The sequence below is a fragment of the Pseudomonas sp. PSB11 genome, from assembly GCF_014596605.1.
In the GTDB taxonomy this organism is placed as follows: domain Bacteria; phylum Pseudomonadota; class Gammaproteobacteria; order Pseudomonadales; family Pseudomonadaceae; genus Aquipseudomonas; species Aquipseudomonas umsongensis.
On the sequence record NZ_NOIO01000003.1, the window covers coordinates 226,319 to 241,088 of the forward strand.

Consider the following 14,770-nt stretch of genomic DNA (forward strand, 5'->3'; position numbering starts at 1 on the left):
CCTGGGATCAAGTTTCGGTTCAGTCGGTCGCCTGTCGCGCGGCGACTTCACGATCCTGCTTCTCGCTCATGCGACGGAAATACGTCGAAAGCAGCGCCCCGGAAATGTTGTGCCAGACACTGAACAACGCGCTCGGTACCGCCGCCAAAGGCGAAAAATGCGCACTGGCCAAGGCGGCGCCCAGCCCTGAGTTCTGCATGCCGACTTCCAGCGCCAGGGATTTGCGCTGGGGCAGTGGCAACTTGAACAGGCGCCCGGTGAAGTAACCCAGCAGGTAACCAAAGCTGTTGTGCAGCATGACCACGGCCATGATCAACAGGCCCGATTCGGCAATTTTCGCCTGGCTGGCGGCCACCACGGCAGTGACGATGATCACGATGCTCACCACCGAAACCAGAGGCAACACGTCCACGGCGTGGCGAACCTTGTCGCCGAGCAGTCGCTGGGCAACGACACCCAGTACGATCGGCAGCAGCACTACCTGGAGAATCGACCAGAACAGCTCCATGAACGACACCGGCAGCCAGGCCGAAGCCAGCAGCCAGATCAACGCGGGTGTCAGCAGCGGAGCGAGGAGGGTGGTCACGGCAGCGATAGCCACCGACAACGCCAGGTCGCCGCGTGCCAGCCAAGTCATCACGTTCGACGAGGTGCCGCTTGGGCAGCAGCCGACCAGAATCACGCCGACGGCAATCTCTGGGGGCAAATGGAACGCTTGGCAGAGCAACCAGGCCACGCCGGGCATGATCACAAAATGCGCCACCACGCCCAAGGCCACGCGCCACGGGTGGCGGGCGACCTCGGCGAAGTCTTCGAGCTTGAGGGTCAGGCCCATGCCGAACATCACCAGCCCCAGCAACGGCACGATGGCGCCCTTGAGGCCGATGAACCAGGCCGGCTGCAGGAATGCCACGACGGCGAATATCAGAACCCAGTAGGCGAAGGTGTTACCGACAAAACGACTCAATGCAGCCAGTGCACGCATGGCCAGATCCTTATTTTAATGAACGCCACAAACCCAATGTGGGAGCGGGCTTGCTCGCGAAAGCGGCGGGTCAGTCAATATATATGTCGACTGATCCACCGCTTTCGCGAGCAAGCCCGCTCCCACAGTTTCAAATCACAAGGCTTTAGATGCCTTGTGGTGTCTCTTCCCCGCCCAACGCCTCGACCAGCGCTGGCAGGAAATCACCGAACGTCAGCATCATCAGCGTGAAGCTGGCATCCAGTTGGCCGAGGGCTTCATCGCCACCGTCTTGTTCCGCCTGGTCTTGCAGCAGGTCTTCGAACTTCAGGCGCTTGACCACCATCTTGTCGTCGAGGACGAACGACAGTTTGTCCTGCCAGGCCAGCGACAGCTGGGTGACCACTTTGCCGGTGCTCAGGTGCAACTGGATTTCTTCGCTGGTCAGGTCCTGACGCTTGCAACGCACGATGCCGCCGTCTTCGTGGGTGTCGCGCAGTTCGCACTCGTCCAGCACAAAGAAGTCGTCCGCGGCTTTTTGCGTGGTGACCCACTCGGTCATGGTCGCGGTCGGGGACATTTTCACGGTCAGTGGGCGCACCGGCAGGGTACCGATCACTTCACGCAGGGTGGACAGCAGGTCTTCGGCACGTTTCGGGCTGGCCGAGTTGACCAGGATCAGGCCCTGTTTCGGCGCGATGGCGGCAAAGGTCGAGGAGCGACGGATAAAGGCGCGCGGCAGGAAGGCCTGGATGATTTCATCCTTGATCTGGTCGCGTTCCTTTTTATAGACCTTGCGCATTTGCTCGGCCTCGATCTCTTCGACCTTTTCCTTCACCGCGTCACGCACGACGCTGCCCGGCAGAATGCGTTCTTCCTTGCGCGCGCTGATCAGCAGGAAATCACCGCTGACGTGTACCAGCGGGGCATCTTCGCCCTTGCCGAACGGTGCGACGAAACCGTAGGTGGTCAACTCCTGGCTTGCACATGGACGCGCCAGCTTGGTGGCCAGTGCAGTCTCCAACGCCTCGGCATCAACAGGCAGATCTTGGGTCAGGCGATAGATAAGCAGGTTTTTGAACCACATGGGGTAAGTCTCTCCTTATATGCAAAGGCGGGCATTATTGTCCTCCGTGTGCCATAGGCCAACCCTTCTCTAAGCCTTTGGAAGGCATCAGAAAATTAATTAAAAAAGTGCTTGCCAGAGGTGGGGGCGCTCCGTAGAATGCGCGCCACACCGAAGCGAAGGGTGATTAGCTCAGCTGGGAGAGCGTCTGCCTTACAAGCAGAATGTCGGCGGTTCGATCCCGTCATCACCCACCATTCGTTTCAAGTGTTTAGCGCAGCGGTAGTTCAGTCGGTTAGAATACCGGCCTGTCACGCCGGGGGTCGCGGGTTCGAGTCCCGTCCGCTGCGCCATATTCGGTAACCTGGACCACTGAACGCCAGGTCACCACGGAAAAACCCGCCAAGGCGGGTTTTTTTCTGCCTCAAGTTTGTACGTTGTACCCGCGGGATGTGTCGTTTCACCGGTTTTCAGATTTTTTTGAAAAAACTTCAAATAAATCAACACTTTATGAAAATCTGTGGCATAATGCGTCCCGTAACGAAGCGAAGGGTGATTAGCTCAGCTGGGAGAGCGTCTGCCTTACAAGCAGAATGTCGGCGGTTCGATCCCGTCATCACCCACCATTCGTTTCAAGCGTTTCGCGCAGCGGTAGTTCAGTCGGTTAGAATACCGGCCTGTCACGCCGGGGGTCGCGGGTTCGAGTCCCGTCCGCTGCGCCATATTCGGTAACCTGGAACACTGAACGCCAGGTCACCACAGAAAGCCCGCTGAATGCGGGCTTTTTGCTGTCTGGCGTTTGGGTTTTCCTTCCGTGTAGGAGCGAGCATGCTCGCGATGGACGTCAACGATGACGCGGGATACCTGATACCCCGTGGTGCCCTCCAGTTTTTCGCGAGCGTGCTCGCTCCTACATAGCTTGATTACGGGCATGACGGTAATCGCTGACCGCTTCATAAACCGCCTTGCGCAAGCGGTTGATCCCGCCGATGGGGCGGTGCGCCTCAAGCCCGAACCAAGGGTTGAACGACTGGTTATCGCATTGCAGGTTCAGTGCCGGGGTGTCGAAATCCTGGGCGGGCAGGGTGATTCGCGCCACCGTCTCGAAGGGCGCATCGCTCTCTTGCCATTCAATACTGGTGTCCTCGATCGGCATGTACTTGCCGGGGTCCTGCCGCTGTATTTGCAAGACGAAACACGCGGGCATCCGATCGGTCGATAACTGCTGGTACAGCGCATTTCGCAGAAAATTCGGTAACTCGCGGTTCTGCGCGGGCAAGGAGTAGGCCGGGCAGCTGCCAGGATCCGGCACGACGCGAAACTTGGCATTGCCCTCACCGAATTTGTAGGGCGAAACCGAAAAGTACCGGGTGCGCGTCGGGCTTTCCGGGGCAGGGGAGAGTGTCGCCAGGGCGATAAACAGATGACGGACCTGCCAGGTGCGCGGGTCCCAGTCCGGAAAGAACGCCAGCATCTTTTTGCCATCCGCCTGGGCAGCCACATTCTGACGATACTCGGCGACATCGCTGACAAAGAAGTTCGGATGACTGAACATCACGAAGTCCTGTTCAGCACGACCCGGCTGATCGCGCAGTAGCTGTTTTCCGGGCACATCGTGCAACTTGATCGCCATGCCCCGGGCATCGCGGATGCTGTCGAATTGAGGGTAGGCGTTGCCGTTGGACAGGCGCAGCGTCGCCTGCCAGGTTTTGCCCGGCTCGCTGAACACACCCTGACGCAGTTCTCCCGCCAGTTCCGATAACACCTGCACTTGGGCTTTAAAACAGCCGTGGGCCTTGGCGTGGGCATCGCGCAGGTAGCGGGTGTTTTCCCGGTGCTGGTCGACGATACGCACCGCCGTCTGGATGATGTCCTGAGTCATTGCGGCTTCGCCGTCGGGGATCAGCTCTTGCGTAGATACCGGTCCACGGTGCTGCCAGGCGAACCATGCCGTGGCCAATGCCCAGCCGAGTAACCCCAGGACCAGCAAACAGAGCAGAGTCTTGCCGAGAAAGGCGCCCAGGCGTATCCAGAGTCGTTTCATGGCAGTTGCGCCTCCAGAGGGCCGCCCAGCACTTTCAAATACTCCAGCAACGCCCAGCGCTCTTCGGGTTGCAGCAAGCGCCCGATCACGCCGTTGCCACGCTTGCCGGCGCGGAACTCGTGCCCGCTGTTGTGATTGCCGGTAATACGCGTGTCGAACACAAAGCCATTGCTAAAGGCTTCGGTGCGATAGCCCAAATGCTTCGGGTCGTACTCGAACGTGCCCTTGTAAAAGGTGGTGGCGCGTTCGTCCTGTGACGAAAGCAATTGATAAATGCTCGGCACAGAACCGTTGTGCAGGAATGGCGGCGTTGCCCATACACCCGCCAGGGGCCGGGCCTTGTAGGCGCGCAATTCCTGGACGCCGATCGGCAGGCCGAAGCCATCCATGTCCGCGCGCTCGGCCGGCGTGACGGCGGCCTCGCGATAGGCGCGGTTGCCGACGAATGCCGTGACATACGCCAGCCCCTTGGCGACCGACAACTGGCTCAGGTCCAGAGGTTCGGTGGGGGCTGGATGCAGTTGTACGTCCAGGCGCGCCAACTCGGCCGGGTCCCACTGCAAGGCTGTCAGGTCGAAGCGGTGATTGGCGATATTGTTGGCGGCGCCCGGGTCGGTGCCGATTGCCTCCACGGGCAGCATTTTCAACTGTTGCACCGGGCGCCCTTCGCTGATGCTGACGCGCGGTACGTGGCAACCGGCGCAGTTCTCGGCGAACAACGCGCGACCTTTGGCGGCCAGCGGCTTGTCCACCGCGCCCAACCATTCTTCCGGCCAGGCTGGTGGCTTGAGTCGTTGCAGGGTTTGTTCGATCAGGTGCAGATCCCGCACCCGGACGCTGGACGGGTACCGATTGTCGTCCATGAGGGGCTTACCTTCGGCATCGAAAAAACTCAGCGTGGCGCCTACTCCCAGGGCTTCACCGATATTGCGCGCCATGGGCTGCTGCGCCGAGCCATTCCACTGCACCCAGTCGAAGGTCCACATATCCCATAACTGTGGGTAGTCGACGGGGGCATCGGCCACGCGGTAGTTGGCGGGGGAAATTGCGTCGCCGAAGCTGGCGTTGGCAATGCGCCCGAACGCGTCGGTGCGCCCGGGACCTTCTTCGGTGGGGTAGAGCCCGCGGTGAGTGTCGTTCCAGGCCACCTTCAGGAAAGTATCCAGAGAACCCTTGAATGCCTCGCGCAGTGCCTGGTGCCCGGTGTCGTAGTCAGGTCCAAGGACGTTGCGGGCGAAACGTTCGAACTTCCAGGGGTTGTAGTAAGTGAAAGCCAGGCTCGCGACCAGCGCCTGGCCAAAACTGCCGCCCTGCAAGGTGGGGACGCTGGAGGGCAACACATGCTGCGCGGAGCCGCCGTCGATGCGCACGGCTTGACCGTTCAAGCGCAGTTCACCGGTGTGGCAGGCGGCGCAGGTAATATCCAGAAATGTATCCGCGCTGCCGGGATTCTGATGCCGGGCGAAGCCCACGGGCAGGTTGCCGGGGTTGTTCGGCGTGGGTTTCTGCTCGGGGTCGATCAGGAAACCGAAGCGCGCGAGGGAGTCCGGCGCGGCGAAACGTTGTTGCGAAAAGGGCAGTTCCAGGGCGGTGAACCAGTCGTAATGCAAGCCCTTGACCTGAGTACCCTGGGGCGTGAAATAGTAACGCTGGCGGTCTTCGGCGTTCCATTGCTCCAGGTAATGCACCTGTTGCGCGGCCGCGTGGCGCGGCAGTTTCGGGTTGGCGACGTAGTACAGGACCACGGCCAGGGCGAGGAGCACCAAAGCAGCAAAAAGAGCCAATAAGCGGAGCAAAACGCGCACGTGGACCATCCTTGTCTATTATTGCTACCGTTATGCCTTAGGGTCAGGGATGCGGCAAGAGGCCATTACGCCAGATGTTCAGCTTTCCTGAGTGCAAGATGACGCAAGTTTCATCATCAACTTGGTTAAATGCGTTTAAACACCTGAACTTATCGCCAGTTTGTGGCTCTCATGCCGGTAGCCATTGGTCGTGGCCGCCTGATAAGCTCGCGACTTTACTCGATTGCCCTTTAGGCGCATGAACAAGGAAATAGCATGAAACAGCATCGGTTGGCGGCGGCGGTGGCCCTGGTTAGCCTGGTACTTGCGGGTTGCGATTCGCAAACCAGCGTAGAGCTGAAAACCCCGGCGCAAAAAGCTTCCTACGGAATTGGCCTGAACATGGGCAAGAGCCTGGCTCAGGAAGGCATGGATGATCTGGACTCCAAAGCCGTTGCCCAGGGCATCGAAGATGCGGTCGGCAAGAAAGAACAGAAACTCAAGGATGAAGAATTGGTAGAAGCCTTCGCGGCGCTGCAAAAGCGCGCTGAAGAGCGTATGGCCAAGATGAGCGAAGAGTCGGCAGCTGCCGGCAAGAAATTCCTCGAAGAAAACGCCAAGAAAGCTGGCGTCGTGACTACCGCTTCGGGCCTGCAATATGAAGTGGAAAAGAAAGCCGATGGCGCCCAGCCAAAGCCGACTGACGTAGTGACCGTCCACTACACCGGCAAGCTGACCAACGGCACCGTTTTCGACAGCTCCGTCGAGCGCGGCAGCCCGATCGATCTGCCGGTCAGCGGTGTGATCCCGGGTTGGGTCGAAGGCCTGCAACTGATGCACGTAGGCGAGAAGTACAAGCTGTATATTCCTAGCGAATTGGCTTACGGCGCGCAAAGCCCAAGCCCGGCGATCCCGGCCAACTCGGTGCTGGTGTTCGACCTGGAACTGCTGGGAATCAAAGATCCAGCAAAAGAAGACGCTGCCAAGTAATTCGCGTCTGCTTTAACGACAACGCCTCGCTCATGCGGGGCGTTGTTGCATTTGGCGTTGATTGCACGAACCTGCGTGCACAGGTAAACAAAGCGAACAGTTGCCGTACACTGAAGTCATAGTCAGTGTGGGGGGGGGCGTGCCTAACCTTCGGCAGACCTCCAAGTCAATGAAATATTAGGTTTTTTTAGATGGGTAAAAAACGCCCGATCTGAGTGAAGCCCTTATGCAGCGGGCCTTTCAGCCATGAAAAGTGGCTCTGTTCACAAGGTTATCCACAATTTGTGTGGATAACATTTCTGCCGGAGGCGTCATGAAAGCACCCTGGAATTTTGCTCGTTTCCTGCCCTTGGCCGGACGCCTGCTCGCCCGTGGGCGCTTGCCGACCTTGCTGTTTGCGGTGGCCAGCAAAAGTGCCAGCCAGGGTAACCGATTGGGCAAGCTCAAGGATGATCTGCGCCTGTTACAGGCGTTGTGCCTGGCGTACTGGCGTGGCGAATACCGGGCCATCAGTCCCAAGGCGCTGATATCGGTGGTCGCCGGCCTGATGTATTTCCTCAGTCCGGTCGATGCCATTCCGGATTTTCTGCCGCTGTTCGGCATGATCGATGACATCGCCGTGCTGGCTTGGCTGATGAAAGTCCTCGACGATGAGCTCAACGCCTTCCGCGCCTGGCGCAAACGCCAGGTCCCGGAAAAACTCGCGGTGGTCGAGCGATTGCCCGACACCCCTGAGCAACTCAAGCTGCAGAAACCGAAAAAAACCTGATTCGATCCCGTCTGCGCTTCATATAGATAGCCCCCGCGACCTTGGCCGCTGTTAGGATTACACTTCTAGGGAAAAGTGCCGACTCGCTAAGTGTTGTTGTCCTACGGGGTAATCATGGATATTCAGATAATTACACGCGAAGGCGAGCCCGAATACGCGGTTCTGCCGTGGGCTCAGTATCAGGCTCTACTGAAAGCAGCAGGCATCAACGAAGCACCGTCACGTGCGGCCCCGACGCCGCTCGCGACTACACCAGACGCTATTCTTCCGGGTCTGGATCAACTACGCAGTTTGCGCGAAGGGAAGGGCATCGCCATCGAGGCGCTCGCCCGCACGGTAGGCATCAGCCCGTCTTACCTGGCCATGATCGAAAGTGGCGAGCGTCTGCCCGACGCCGCGATTCGCCGCAGCCTGGCCTGGGAATTGACGGTGCCAGGGTGGAGGGATGAATCGTGAGCGTACGCATCAGTCGTCAACACTGGGATGGATTGCTGGGCGAGCTGGATCAGGCACGCCGACAGCGTCATCTCCTGACCTACCGGGCATTGCTGGAGCGATTGCAGCTTCCTACGCCCGCCATGCAAACCCTGACCGCCGCACTTGAACATCTGGCCGCACTGGATGCCAAGGCCGAACAGCCGCTGCGCAGTTCCCTGGTGATCAGCCAGGGTGCCAGCCGCTTGCCACGTACCGGATTCTTCGAATGCGTCGAGCGCCTGGGGCGCTTCACCGGCCCGTCCGATGGCGTCGCCGCTGCCTCATGGCATGCCTCGGAAGTGGTTCGCGTATTCGAATACGAGTACCCCGAATCGGCGGAAGCCTGAGTGTTCCTGAAGCTCAAGGCGCGGGCCGGTTACTGGCTGGCTCGCCGGTTGTTTCACTGGCCATGGTTCGTGCGCCAGCCTCGCGGCTGGCGCTGGATGGAGGGTCAATTCGCACGCATGGCCAACCTGGGCGATGTCGGCGCGCAGAGTTTCTATGGGCACATCCTGACCTTTCGTGGCGTCGGCCTGGGGGCGCGGGAGGAGGGTATTCGGCTGTTGCGCCTGGCCGCACTGGCCGGTGATGGCAAGGCCGCCTACCAAGTGGGCGTGATCAGCCTGGCCGGAAGCCCGAGCAAGGCGCCGGATCCGGCGGAAGCGGCGCGGTTCTGGGCACTGGCGGCCAAGGCCGGGCATCCATTGGCCGAGATCAAACTCAAGGAGTTGGCGGCTGGCGGGTCTTCGCAGTAATCGATTATTTTTCGAAACGAGGGCATCTGCCGCTCGCGTTGTTGAGTTACTGACAGCGATCACTTGGTAGCCGATCGATGGGGAAGTCCACTTGAGTCTTCACCCTTCGGATCGGCTTGCCAACGATAGTGACCTAGAGAAGCGACTTAATGTTGTGTTGGATCTCCAGCATCCTGAACGTCACTCTTGCGCCCTCGGTGGGATAGCCGGTGTTGTCCTGCACATACGCCCCTGCTTTGAAATAAAGTGGTTTAGTCTTCCAGCTCGGGTCGATGGTGGTTCTCCAGTTGTTTCCTGCTGCGCTGATGCCCAGTGCGCCCTTCGGGCTGAGGTGGATCTGGTAGGAAAAGTCGTGGTCGAGTGGCACCCCCGTCGCAATGGTAATGACCCGGCCCTCTTCATCGTCGGGGCGCATGCGCACCTTGGCGACAATGTTCCCCGTCGAAGCCGACGTTTTGTATTGGTATTCCAGCTTCACCATGGGGTTGTTGCTGTCCTTGTTGTGAATCTGTCCAATCACGATCTTGCCGGTGCTGGGGACCTGATTGACTGTCAGGCTCGCCCGCAGGATGTTATCCGCCGCTGAATACTGCCAGTTGCGCAGCGTTCCATCACTATAGGTTTCCCGCAACTCGCTGCGCGGATAAATGGCGTTGGCCGTTCTGGAACCGGTCACAGGTGCCCAGAAGGAAAGCGTAGCGGCTTCGGAGCTGAAATACTGGTCCTTGAAGCCTTGCGCCAATCGAGGTGTTTCTATTGTGGCCGGTGGGCTGCCTTCAGGGATGCTTAAATTCCAGGTGGCGAGATCGATCATGTCAATAATCCTGTATGTGGGGGAATGTTGCGGCCACAGTTGCACTCGAACCGACGCTATTGAGCTGTATCAATTGGGTCTGCTGATTAGGAAAATCCGTATGGCGGTAGATTGACGTCAAATGCTCGTCAGGGTGTTTATTGCAGGCTTTGTGCCTATGGGTTTTACCGTTCGTCGGCTATTTTCGTAGTGGATGGAACTAATCCGGGTTGCGCAGGCGCAGCAGCGAACGTGCCTAGGCCAGCCTTTCGCACGATTTACTGAGCCTGGCGGGCCCTACACGATGGAGCAGGACGGTCCGGTAACGGTCTTGCGCTGGGGCGGCGGTTTCGCGTCTGACGAGCAAAACGTGGTTTTCGCCGATCAATTGGAGAAGGTGCTGGAGGTGCCTTTCGGGCAAGGCAACGATCACGCTGAAGGCATGTGTCTGTTTAAATCGGGCGGGCAGCCTGGGGAGGTTCTGATGATCGTCTACGACTCCGCGGCGCAGAGTCGTAAACACGGCGATACGGATGTGGAAGGGGACCTGTTCATCCTGGATTAGCCACGTACATCGACGTCAACGCGGGCGTCACCCCTCATTGGCACCGGCTCTTCATCGTCGTGCTGCCGGCAGAGGAATTCGCGTATCGCTTCGGCGGTTCGCCTGGTGCTGGTCACCACGAAAAAATGCCCCTCGCCCTGCAGGACGTGCAGTTCGGCACGGCGAATGGTGCGACTTAGGATGTGCGCGTTGTACAGCCGCACCAGGGTATCGCGTTCGCCGGTGAGAATCAGCGTGCGCTGTCGCAGACGGAACAGCCGCAGCAGGCTGGTCCAGCCGACCAGGGCGGTGAGCTGGTGGTAATAGGTTCGCGGGTTGGCCGTGAGCATGCCCTTCATCACACCGAAGCGCAGCAGCGCCTGCAGTGAATTGCGCGAGCCTTCTTGCTTGCGCTGCCTGGGGCTTTTACCGCTGGCAAAAAAGTCCAGGATATCGGCGGGCTTCACCAGCATCGCCGGACCCGCCGATGTCGCCGCCAGGATCAACCGGCGCACCATGCCCGGGTAACGCAGGGCGAATTCCTGCGCCAATGCACCGCCCCAACTTACGCCGAACACATCGACCTGGTCGATGCCCAATTGCTTGAGCAGCTCGGCGATCAGGTCGGCATGGCGCGGCAGACGCATGGGCCAGCGCGGCATTTGCGATTTGCCGACCCCGGGCACGTCCAGCGTAATGGTCCTGTAGTCCGCCAGTTCATCGCGCAAGAGGTCGAAAGTACGGATCAAACCACCCAGGCCGTTGAGCAAGAGCAGCGGTGAGCCTTGGCCGCGTATTGAAACGTTCAATTGCAGGTCTTTGACGGTTAGTTTTTGCGTTGTCATGGTTTCCCCTTGGGCCTGCCCGCTGTTAAGACAGCGTCTGGGGTGCAGATGATCCCTGGCCGATTAGCCAAGGAAACCATTTCAACATCAACCCTGATGAATTCAATCGGTTGAACCACCTCGTTCTGCGAGGCCGTGGCCAATACGCTGGCCACCCGGCAATTGCCTGCGTCGTCAGAATGGGCTCGCCGTCGGCCGAACGATCAGCTCGCTTACATCTACATCCGCAGGTTGCTCAATGGCATAGGTGATTGCTCTCGCGATGGCGTCGGCCGAAATCGCGATCTTGCGAAACTCTTTCATCTCTGCGCGCCCCCCTTCATCAGAGATGCTTTCGGCCAGCTCGGACTCAGTGACACCAGGCGCTATGACGGTAACCCGAATATCGCCTCCCACCTCTTGTCGCAGACCTTCGGAAATGGCCCGCACGGCGTACTTGGTGGCGCAATAAACGGCCGCGGTCGGGCTCACTGCGTAGGCACCGATAGAGGCAATATTGATGATCTGCCCCGCCCGTTGGCGCTGCATCAGTGGCAATGTGGCAGCGATGCCGTGCAGCACTCCGCGGATATTCACGTCAATCATACGGTCCCACTCATCCACCTTGAGTGCCTCGAGTTTGGAAAGAGGCATCACACCCGCGTTATTCACCAGCACATCGACCCGATCGAACCGGTTAACGGCGAAGTCGATGAAGTCCTGGACATCCTTTCTGTCTGTGACGTCCAGGGCACGGAATTCAGCCCTGCCGCCGCAGGCGTTGATATCGCCAGCAATCTTTTCAAGTCGGTCGGTACGACGCGCGCCGAGTACTACCTTCGCGCCTTGGCTAGCCAGCAGGCGCGCGGTAGCCTCTCCGATACCGCTGCTTGCACCGGTGATTGCGATGACTTTGTCCTTGATGTTCAACATGATCGGTTTCCTCTTCTGTTCGCCCAGGAAGCGGGTCTGGAAGCTAGGTTAGGGACGGACAACACGTTTTCGTTAGTCGAATACTGCGTAACTTTTGCCTATTTCTGCGGTGAAGCTTTTGCATTAAGGCTCAGCTCACCAGTGCATAGGGCATCTGTTGCCGCGCAGCCTTCAAAGCTCTCGCCCACCAGTTCAGCTGTACCAGCATTCGAGCCATTGGAAGCCTGGCTTGATCAGGTTGACGTAACACTCCATCCGCATCGATTAGCGCCCAAGGATCAGGGAAGGACACGAAATTGCAGATGGGTACCGCGTGCTGTCCGGCCAGTATCTGGCGAAGCTGATCAATCGCACACAGTCCACCCGACGCTGCGCCGTAGCCGATGAATGCCACCGGCCTTGCGTGCCAACGATCCGAAACCCGGTCAATGAATGCTTTCAGCTCGCAGTGATGCACATTGCGGTGTTCCGATGTAATGATCAGGAACGCATCAGCGTCGGCCAAATGACGAAGACTTTCCTGAACGACTGCATTGTCAGACCTGGCCATGAGGTGGGCGGGTTCTACCCACCAGGGCTCGAACTCCGCACGTTGCGCTAGAACATCGGCAACCCATTTCACCAGCGCAGGCTGTAGTCCTTCTTCATCCTCACCACTGTGAATCAGGACCAGTTTCATCTCGTTATTCATCTCATCCTCCAGACTTGGTATCCAAGTGGTGGCACGTCATTTGCTGAATTTCACCTGCGCCTTTCAGGCTCTGGATTAGAGTATGAGCGGGAGCGCGGCAGATATAGCCGGTTCTGGGGCATACAACTTGTGACGTGAATTCATATGAGACGGTTGGACATAAACTGCTTCGCCGAAATGAACGTGTTCGTCAGGGTCGTTGAAGATGGCGGCTACACGGCTGCCGCCAGGCACTGTGCGATGACCCCATCAGCGGTCAGTAAGCTGGTTTCAAGGCTGGAAAACCGCCTGGGGACGCGTCTGCTCAATCGCTCGACAAGACGGCAGTTGCTCACCCCTGAAGGGGCCGCGTTCTATGAGCGCAGCCTGACTATCCTGGCCGCGCTCGATGAGGCGGAGCAGGAGGCGGCGGCAAGCAGCGCACCTCAGGGAACAGTGCGGGTCAACTGCAATGTCGACATCGGGCGTTTGTACCTGCTGCCCCTGTTGAAGACTTTCTTGCGAGACCACCCAGGGGTATCAGTGGAGGTTTTCCTCAGTGACGAAGTCGTCGACCTGATCAGCGCACGCGTTGACGTGGCCATCCGCAGCGGCCCGCTCAAAAGCTCCAATCTTGTGGCCAGGCGCTTGGGCGAGACGCGAGCTCTCATCGTGGCTTCACCTGACTACCTGGCAGCACGTGGCCTACCAAAAACTCCGGCCGATCTCGTAGACCACAACTGTCTGGGGTTCACTTTTGGCCAACCCATGATGGAGTGGAACTTCATGGGCGATGACGGCCAACCTGTTCCGGTGTCCGTTACCGGCAATGCACGGGTCAGTGACGGCAATGGAGTACGAGAACTTGCAATCCTCGGGCTCGGCCTTGCGCGCGTAGGATTTTGCCAGGTCGAGCACGATCTTGCGGATGGCCGGCTTCTCCCGGTATTACAGGACTTCATGCCCATTGCGAAAACTGAAGTGCATGCGGTTTACGTAGGGCAGGGAGGAAAGTTGCCCACACGCGTCAGAGTCTTCATGGATTTTCTGGCGGCAAACCTCGCGATCCACTAATCGCGAACTTGCAGGGCATGTCACGCTTGGCGAAAAGCGCTGGGCGTGACACCCACCTCACGACGAAAAACCTGGGAGAAATGGCTGGGGCTGGAATAACCCACTTCCAATCCAACATCAATAATGCTGCGATCGGTCTCAAGCAGCAGATGGCGGGCGCGACTCATGCGCAGACGGATGAAGTACTGCGATGGTGCCAGCCCGGTGGCGCGTTTGAACATCCGACTGAAGTGATACTCGCTCAGTTCGGCGATATCAGCCAAATGCGCAAGGCGGAATTCATCGGCCAGCTGCTCGTTCATCGCATCGATGACGCGTCGCAGCTTGTAAGCCTGTAGTGCGGTACTGCGTCGGGGAGCGCTCTGCAGATCGAGATAACGGCGTATCAGGTGAACGGTCAGCGCCTGAGCCAGGCTGTGTACGAACAACAGGCTGGGCTCAGGTTCCTCGATCAACTCCAGGCGCAACTGATCAAGCATGAAATTCACGCGCTCATCCTGGGCACCGGAGACATCGAGGAAAGTCACTGAAGCAGTGTGCTCGCCCAGAAGATCACGGGCAGCCTGGTCGATCAGTGGAAGGCCGAGATAGAGATGCATAACTTCGAAGGTGTCGCACCCGATTGTCTGCCAGCGCATCTCGTAAGGCTCGGTTGTATTGGTGAGAAAGAAGTCGCCAGCCTGCACCTGGACGGCTTTCCATGCGCCACCGAGGGAGCGTTCTTCGACCCTGGCCGTTCCAGCCAGGACCAATACCAGCAGTGGCTCTACCACTGCAGGCACCAGTATCGGCTCGACGGTGCTCCGATGGTTAAACAACTGCACCACCACATCCGGCATCTGCGGGAGCCGCGGCACCACCTGCGGTGTTCCCGGCAGATGACGTGGCATCGATTCGGCCGTGATGCGCTGTGCATCGAGCGGCGTCAGGTCTTCATATTCGTGCGGATGCACTGGAGGCTCCATCGAAAAAGCTGGGGGCGGTATTAACGTTAGCGCAAAACTCCGACAGCTTCGGCAAGCCTGCGAAAGCTCAACCCAGCCCATTGCGAGACAGTGAAGCCGTCGATAACGACAGCGCCTC

The 14,770-nt window shown here is 58.9% G+C and carries 16 protein-coding genes and 4 tRNA genes; 11 read left to right on the forward strand and 9 right to left on the reverse strand.

Annotated elements, in window-relative coordinates; translation table 11 throughout:
* Positions 1-19 precede the first annotated feature (19 nt).
* Positions 20-985: a bile acid:sodium symporter family protein gene (locus CGA21_RS06025; protein ID WP_110749723.1), complete on the reverse strand. Its 966-nt coding sequence runs from the start codon at positions 983-985 to the stop codon at positions 20-22.
* A gap of 145 nt (positions 986-1,130) precedes the next feature.
* Positions 1,131-2,051, reverse strand: a complete 921-nt coding sequence (gene rdgC, locus CGA21_RS06030; protein WP_008060875.1) for a recombination-associated protein RdgC — start codon at positions 2,049-2,051, stop codon at positions 1,131-1,133.
* 160 nt (positions 2,052-2,211) lie between these two features.
* Between rdgC and CGA21_RS06035 the strand changes: the two genes are divergently transcribed.
* The 4 genes from CGA21_RS06035 (at position 2,212) to CGA21_RS06050 (ending at position 2,752) form a co-directional block, all read left to right on the forward strand.
* Positions 2,212-2,287, forward strand: a tRNA-Val gene (locus CGA21_RS06035).
* 19 nt (positions 2,288-2,306) lie between these two features.
* Positions 2,307-2,383: transfer RNA gene (locus CGA21_RS06040), tRNA-Asp, on the forward strand.
* A 197-nt stretch (positions 2,384-2,580) separates the two neighbouring features.
* A tRNA-Val gene (locus tag CGA21_RS06045) sits at positions 2,581-2,656 on the forward strand.
* A gap of 19 nt (positions 2,657-2,675) precedes the next feature.
* A tRNA-Asp gene (locus CGA21_RS06050) sits at positions 2,676-2,752 on the forward strand.
* Positions 2,753-2,940: 188 nt separating this feature from the next.
* Here CGA21_RS06050 and CGA21_RS06055 read toward each other — a convergent pair.
* Entirely contained in the window at positions 2,941-4,074 is a 1,134-nt protein-coding gene (locus CGA21_RS06055) for a catalase family protein (protein ID WP_188263770.1), read from the reverse strand.
* On the reverse strand, positions 4,071-5,879 hold the full coding sequence (locus CGA21_RS06060) for a di-heme-cytochrome C peroxidase (RefSeq protein ID WP_188263771.1): 1,809 nt from the start codon (positions 5,877-5,879) through the stop codon (positions 4,071-4,073). Before CGA21_RS06060 ends, CGA21_RS06055 begins: the two co-directional genes overlap by 4 nt.
* A gap of 255 nt (positions 5,880-6,134) precedes the next feature.
* Here CGA21_RS06060 and CGA21_RS06065 point away from each other — a divergent pair, with 255 nt between their 5' ends.
* The 5 genes from CGA21_RS06065 (at position 6,135) to CGA21_RS06085 (ending at position 8,849) form a co-directional block, all read left to right on the forward strand.
* Complete coding sequence (locus tag CGA21_RS06065) at positions 6,135-6,848, forward strand: FKBP-type peptidyl-prolyl cis-trans isomerase (RefSeq protein ID WP_020796775.1); 714 nt, start codon at positions 6,135-6,137, stop codon at positions 6,846-6,848.
* A 313-nt stretch (positions 6,849-7,161) separates the two neighbouring features.
* The gene (locus CGA21_RS06070) at positions 7,162-7,617 is read left to right on the forward strand and encodes a YkvA family protein (protein WP_020796776.1); all 456 of its coding nucleotides are present in this window, start codon (positions 7,162-7,164) and stop codon (positions 7,615-7,617) included.
* Between the two features lie 114 nt (positions 7,618-7,731).
* Positions 7,732-8,073 (forward strand): helix-turn-helix transcriptional regulator, encoded by a 342-nt coding sequence (locus CGA21_RS06075; RefSeq protein ID WP_110749800.1) that lies wholly within the window; start codon positions 7,732-7,734, stop codon positions 8,071-8,073.
* A complete protein-coding gene (locus CGA21_RS06080) occupies positions 8,070-8,441 on the forward strand; it encodes a hypothetical protein (protein WP_020796778.1) in 372 nt (123 codons plus the stop codon). The genes CGA21_RS06075 and CGA21_RS06080 overlap by 4 nt, the downstream gene beginning before the upstream one ends.
* On the forward strand, positions 8,442-8,849 hold the full coding sequence (locus tag CGA21_RS06085) for a sel1 repeat family protein (protein ID WP_110749715.1): 408 nt from the start codon (positions 8,442-8,444) through the stop codon (positions 8,847-8,849).
* Between the two features lie 133 nt (positions 8,850-8,982).
* On the opposite strand, the gene CGA21_RS06090 is transcribed toward CGA21_RS06085, so the two are convergent.
* Complete coding sequence (locus CGA21_RS06090; protein WP_188263772.1) at positions 8,983-9,663, reverse strand: polysaccharide lyase family 7 protein; 681 nt, start codon at positions 9,661-9,663, stop codon at positions 8,983-8,985.
* A gap of 283 nt (positions 9,664-9,946) precedes the next feature.
* Here CGA21_RS06090 and CGA21_RS06095 point away from each other — a divergent pair, with 283 nt between their 5' ends.
* Positions 9,947-10,207, forward strand: coding sequence for a DUF3616 domain-containing protein (locus CGA21_RS06095; protein ID WP_223194022.1), 261 nt, complete (start codon positions 9,947-9,949; stop codon positions 10,205-10,207).
* Here CGA21_RS06095 and CGA21_RS06100 read toward each other — a convergent pair.
* The 3 genes from CGA21_RS06100 to CGA21_RS06110 form a co-directional block, all read right to left on the reverse strand.
* Positions 10,204-11,031 (reverse strand): alpha/beta fold hydrolase, encoded by an 828-nt coding sequence (locus tag CGA21_RS06100; protein WP_188263773.1) that lies wholly within the window; start codon positions 11,029-11,031, stop codon positions 10,204-10,206. The two genes, CGA21_RS06095 and CGA21_RS06100, sit on opposite strands and share 4 nt — an antisense overlap.
* Before the next feature lie 174 nt (positions 11,032-11,205).
* Positions 11,206-11,943, reverse strand: a complete 738-nt coding sequence (locus tag CGA21_RS06105; protein WP_188263774.1) for an SDR family oxidoreductase — start codon at positions 11,941-11,943, stop codon at positions 11,206-11,208.
* 130 nt (positions 11,944-12,073) lie between these two features.
* A complete protein-coding gene (locus CGA21_RS06110; protein ID WP_188263775.1) occupies positions 12,074-12,634 on the reverse strand; it encodes an NADPH-dependent FMN reductase in 561 nt (186 codons plus the stop codon).
* 144 nt (positions 12,635-12,778) lie between these two features.
* Here CGA21_RS06110 and CGA21_RS06115 point away from each other — a divergent pair, with 144 nt between their 5' ends.
* Positions 12,779-13,687: a LysR family transcriptional regulator gene (locus tag CGA21_RS06115; RefSeq protein ID WP_188263776.1), complete on the forward strand. Its 909-nt coding sequence runs from the start codon at positions 12,779-12,781 to the stop codon at positions 13,685-13,687.
* A 20-nt stretch (positions 13,688-13,707) separates the two neighbouring features.
* Here CGA21_RS06115 and CGA21_RS06120 read toward each other — a convergent pair whose 3' ends face one another.
* Positions 13,708-14,652, reverse strand: coding sequence for a helix-turn-helix domain-containing protein (locus tag CGA21_RS06120; RefSeq protein WP_188263777.1), 945 nt, complete (start codon positions 14,650-14,652; stop codon positions 13,708-13,710).
* Positions 14,653-14,770: the final 118 nt, after the last annotated feature.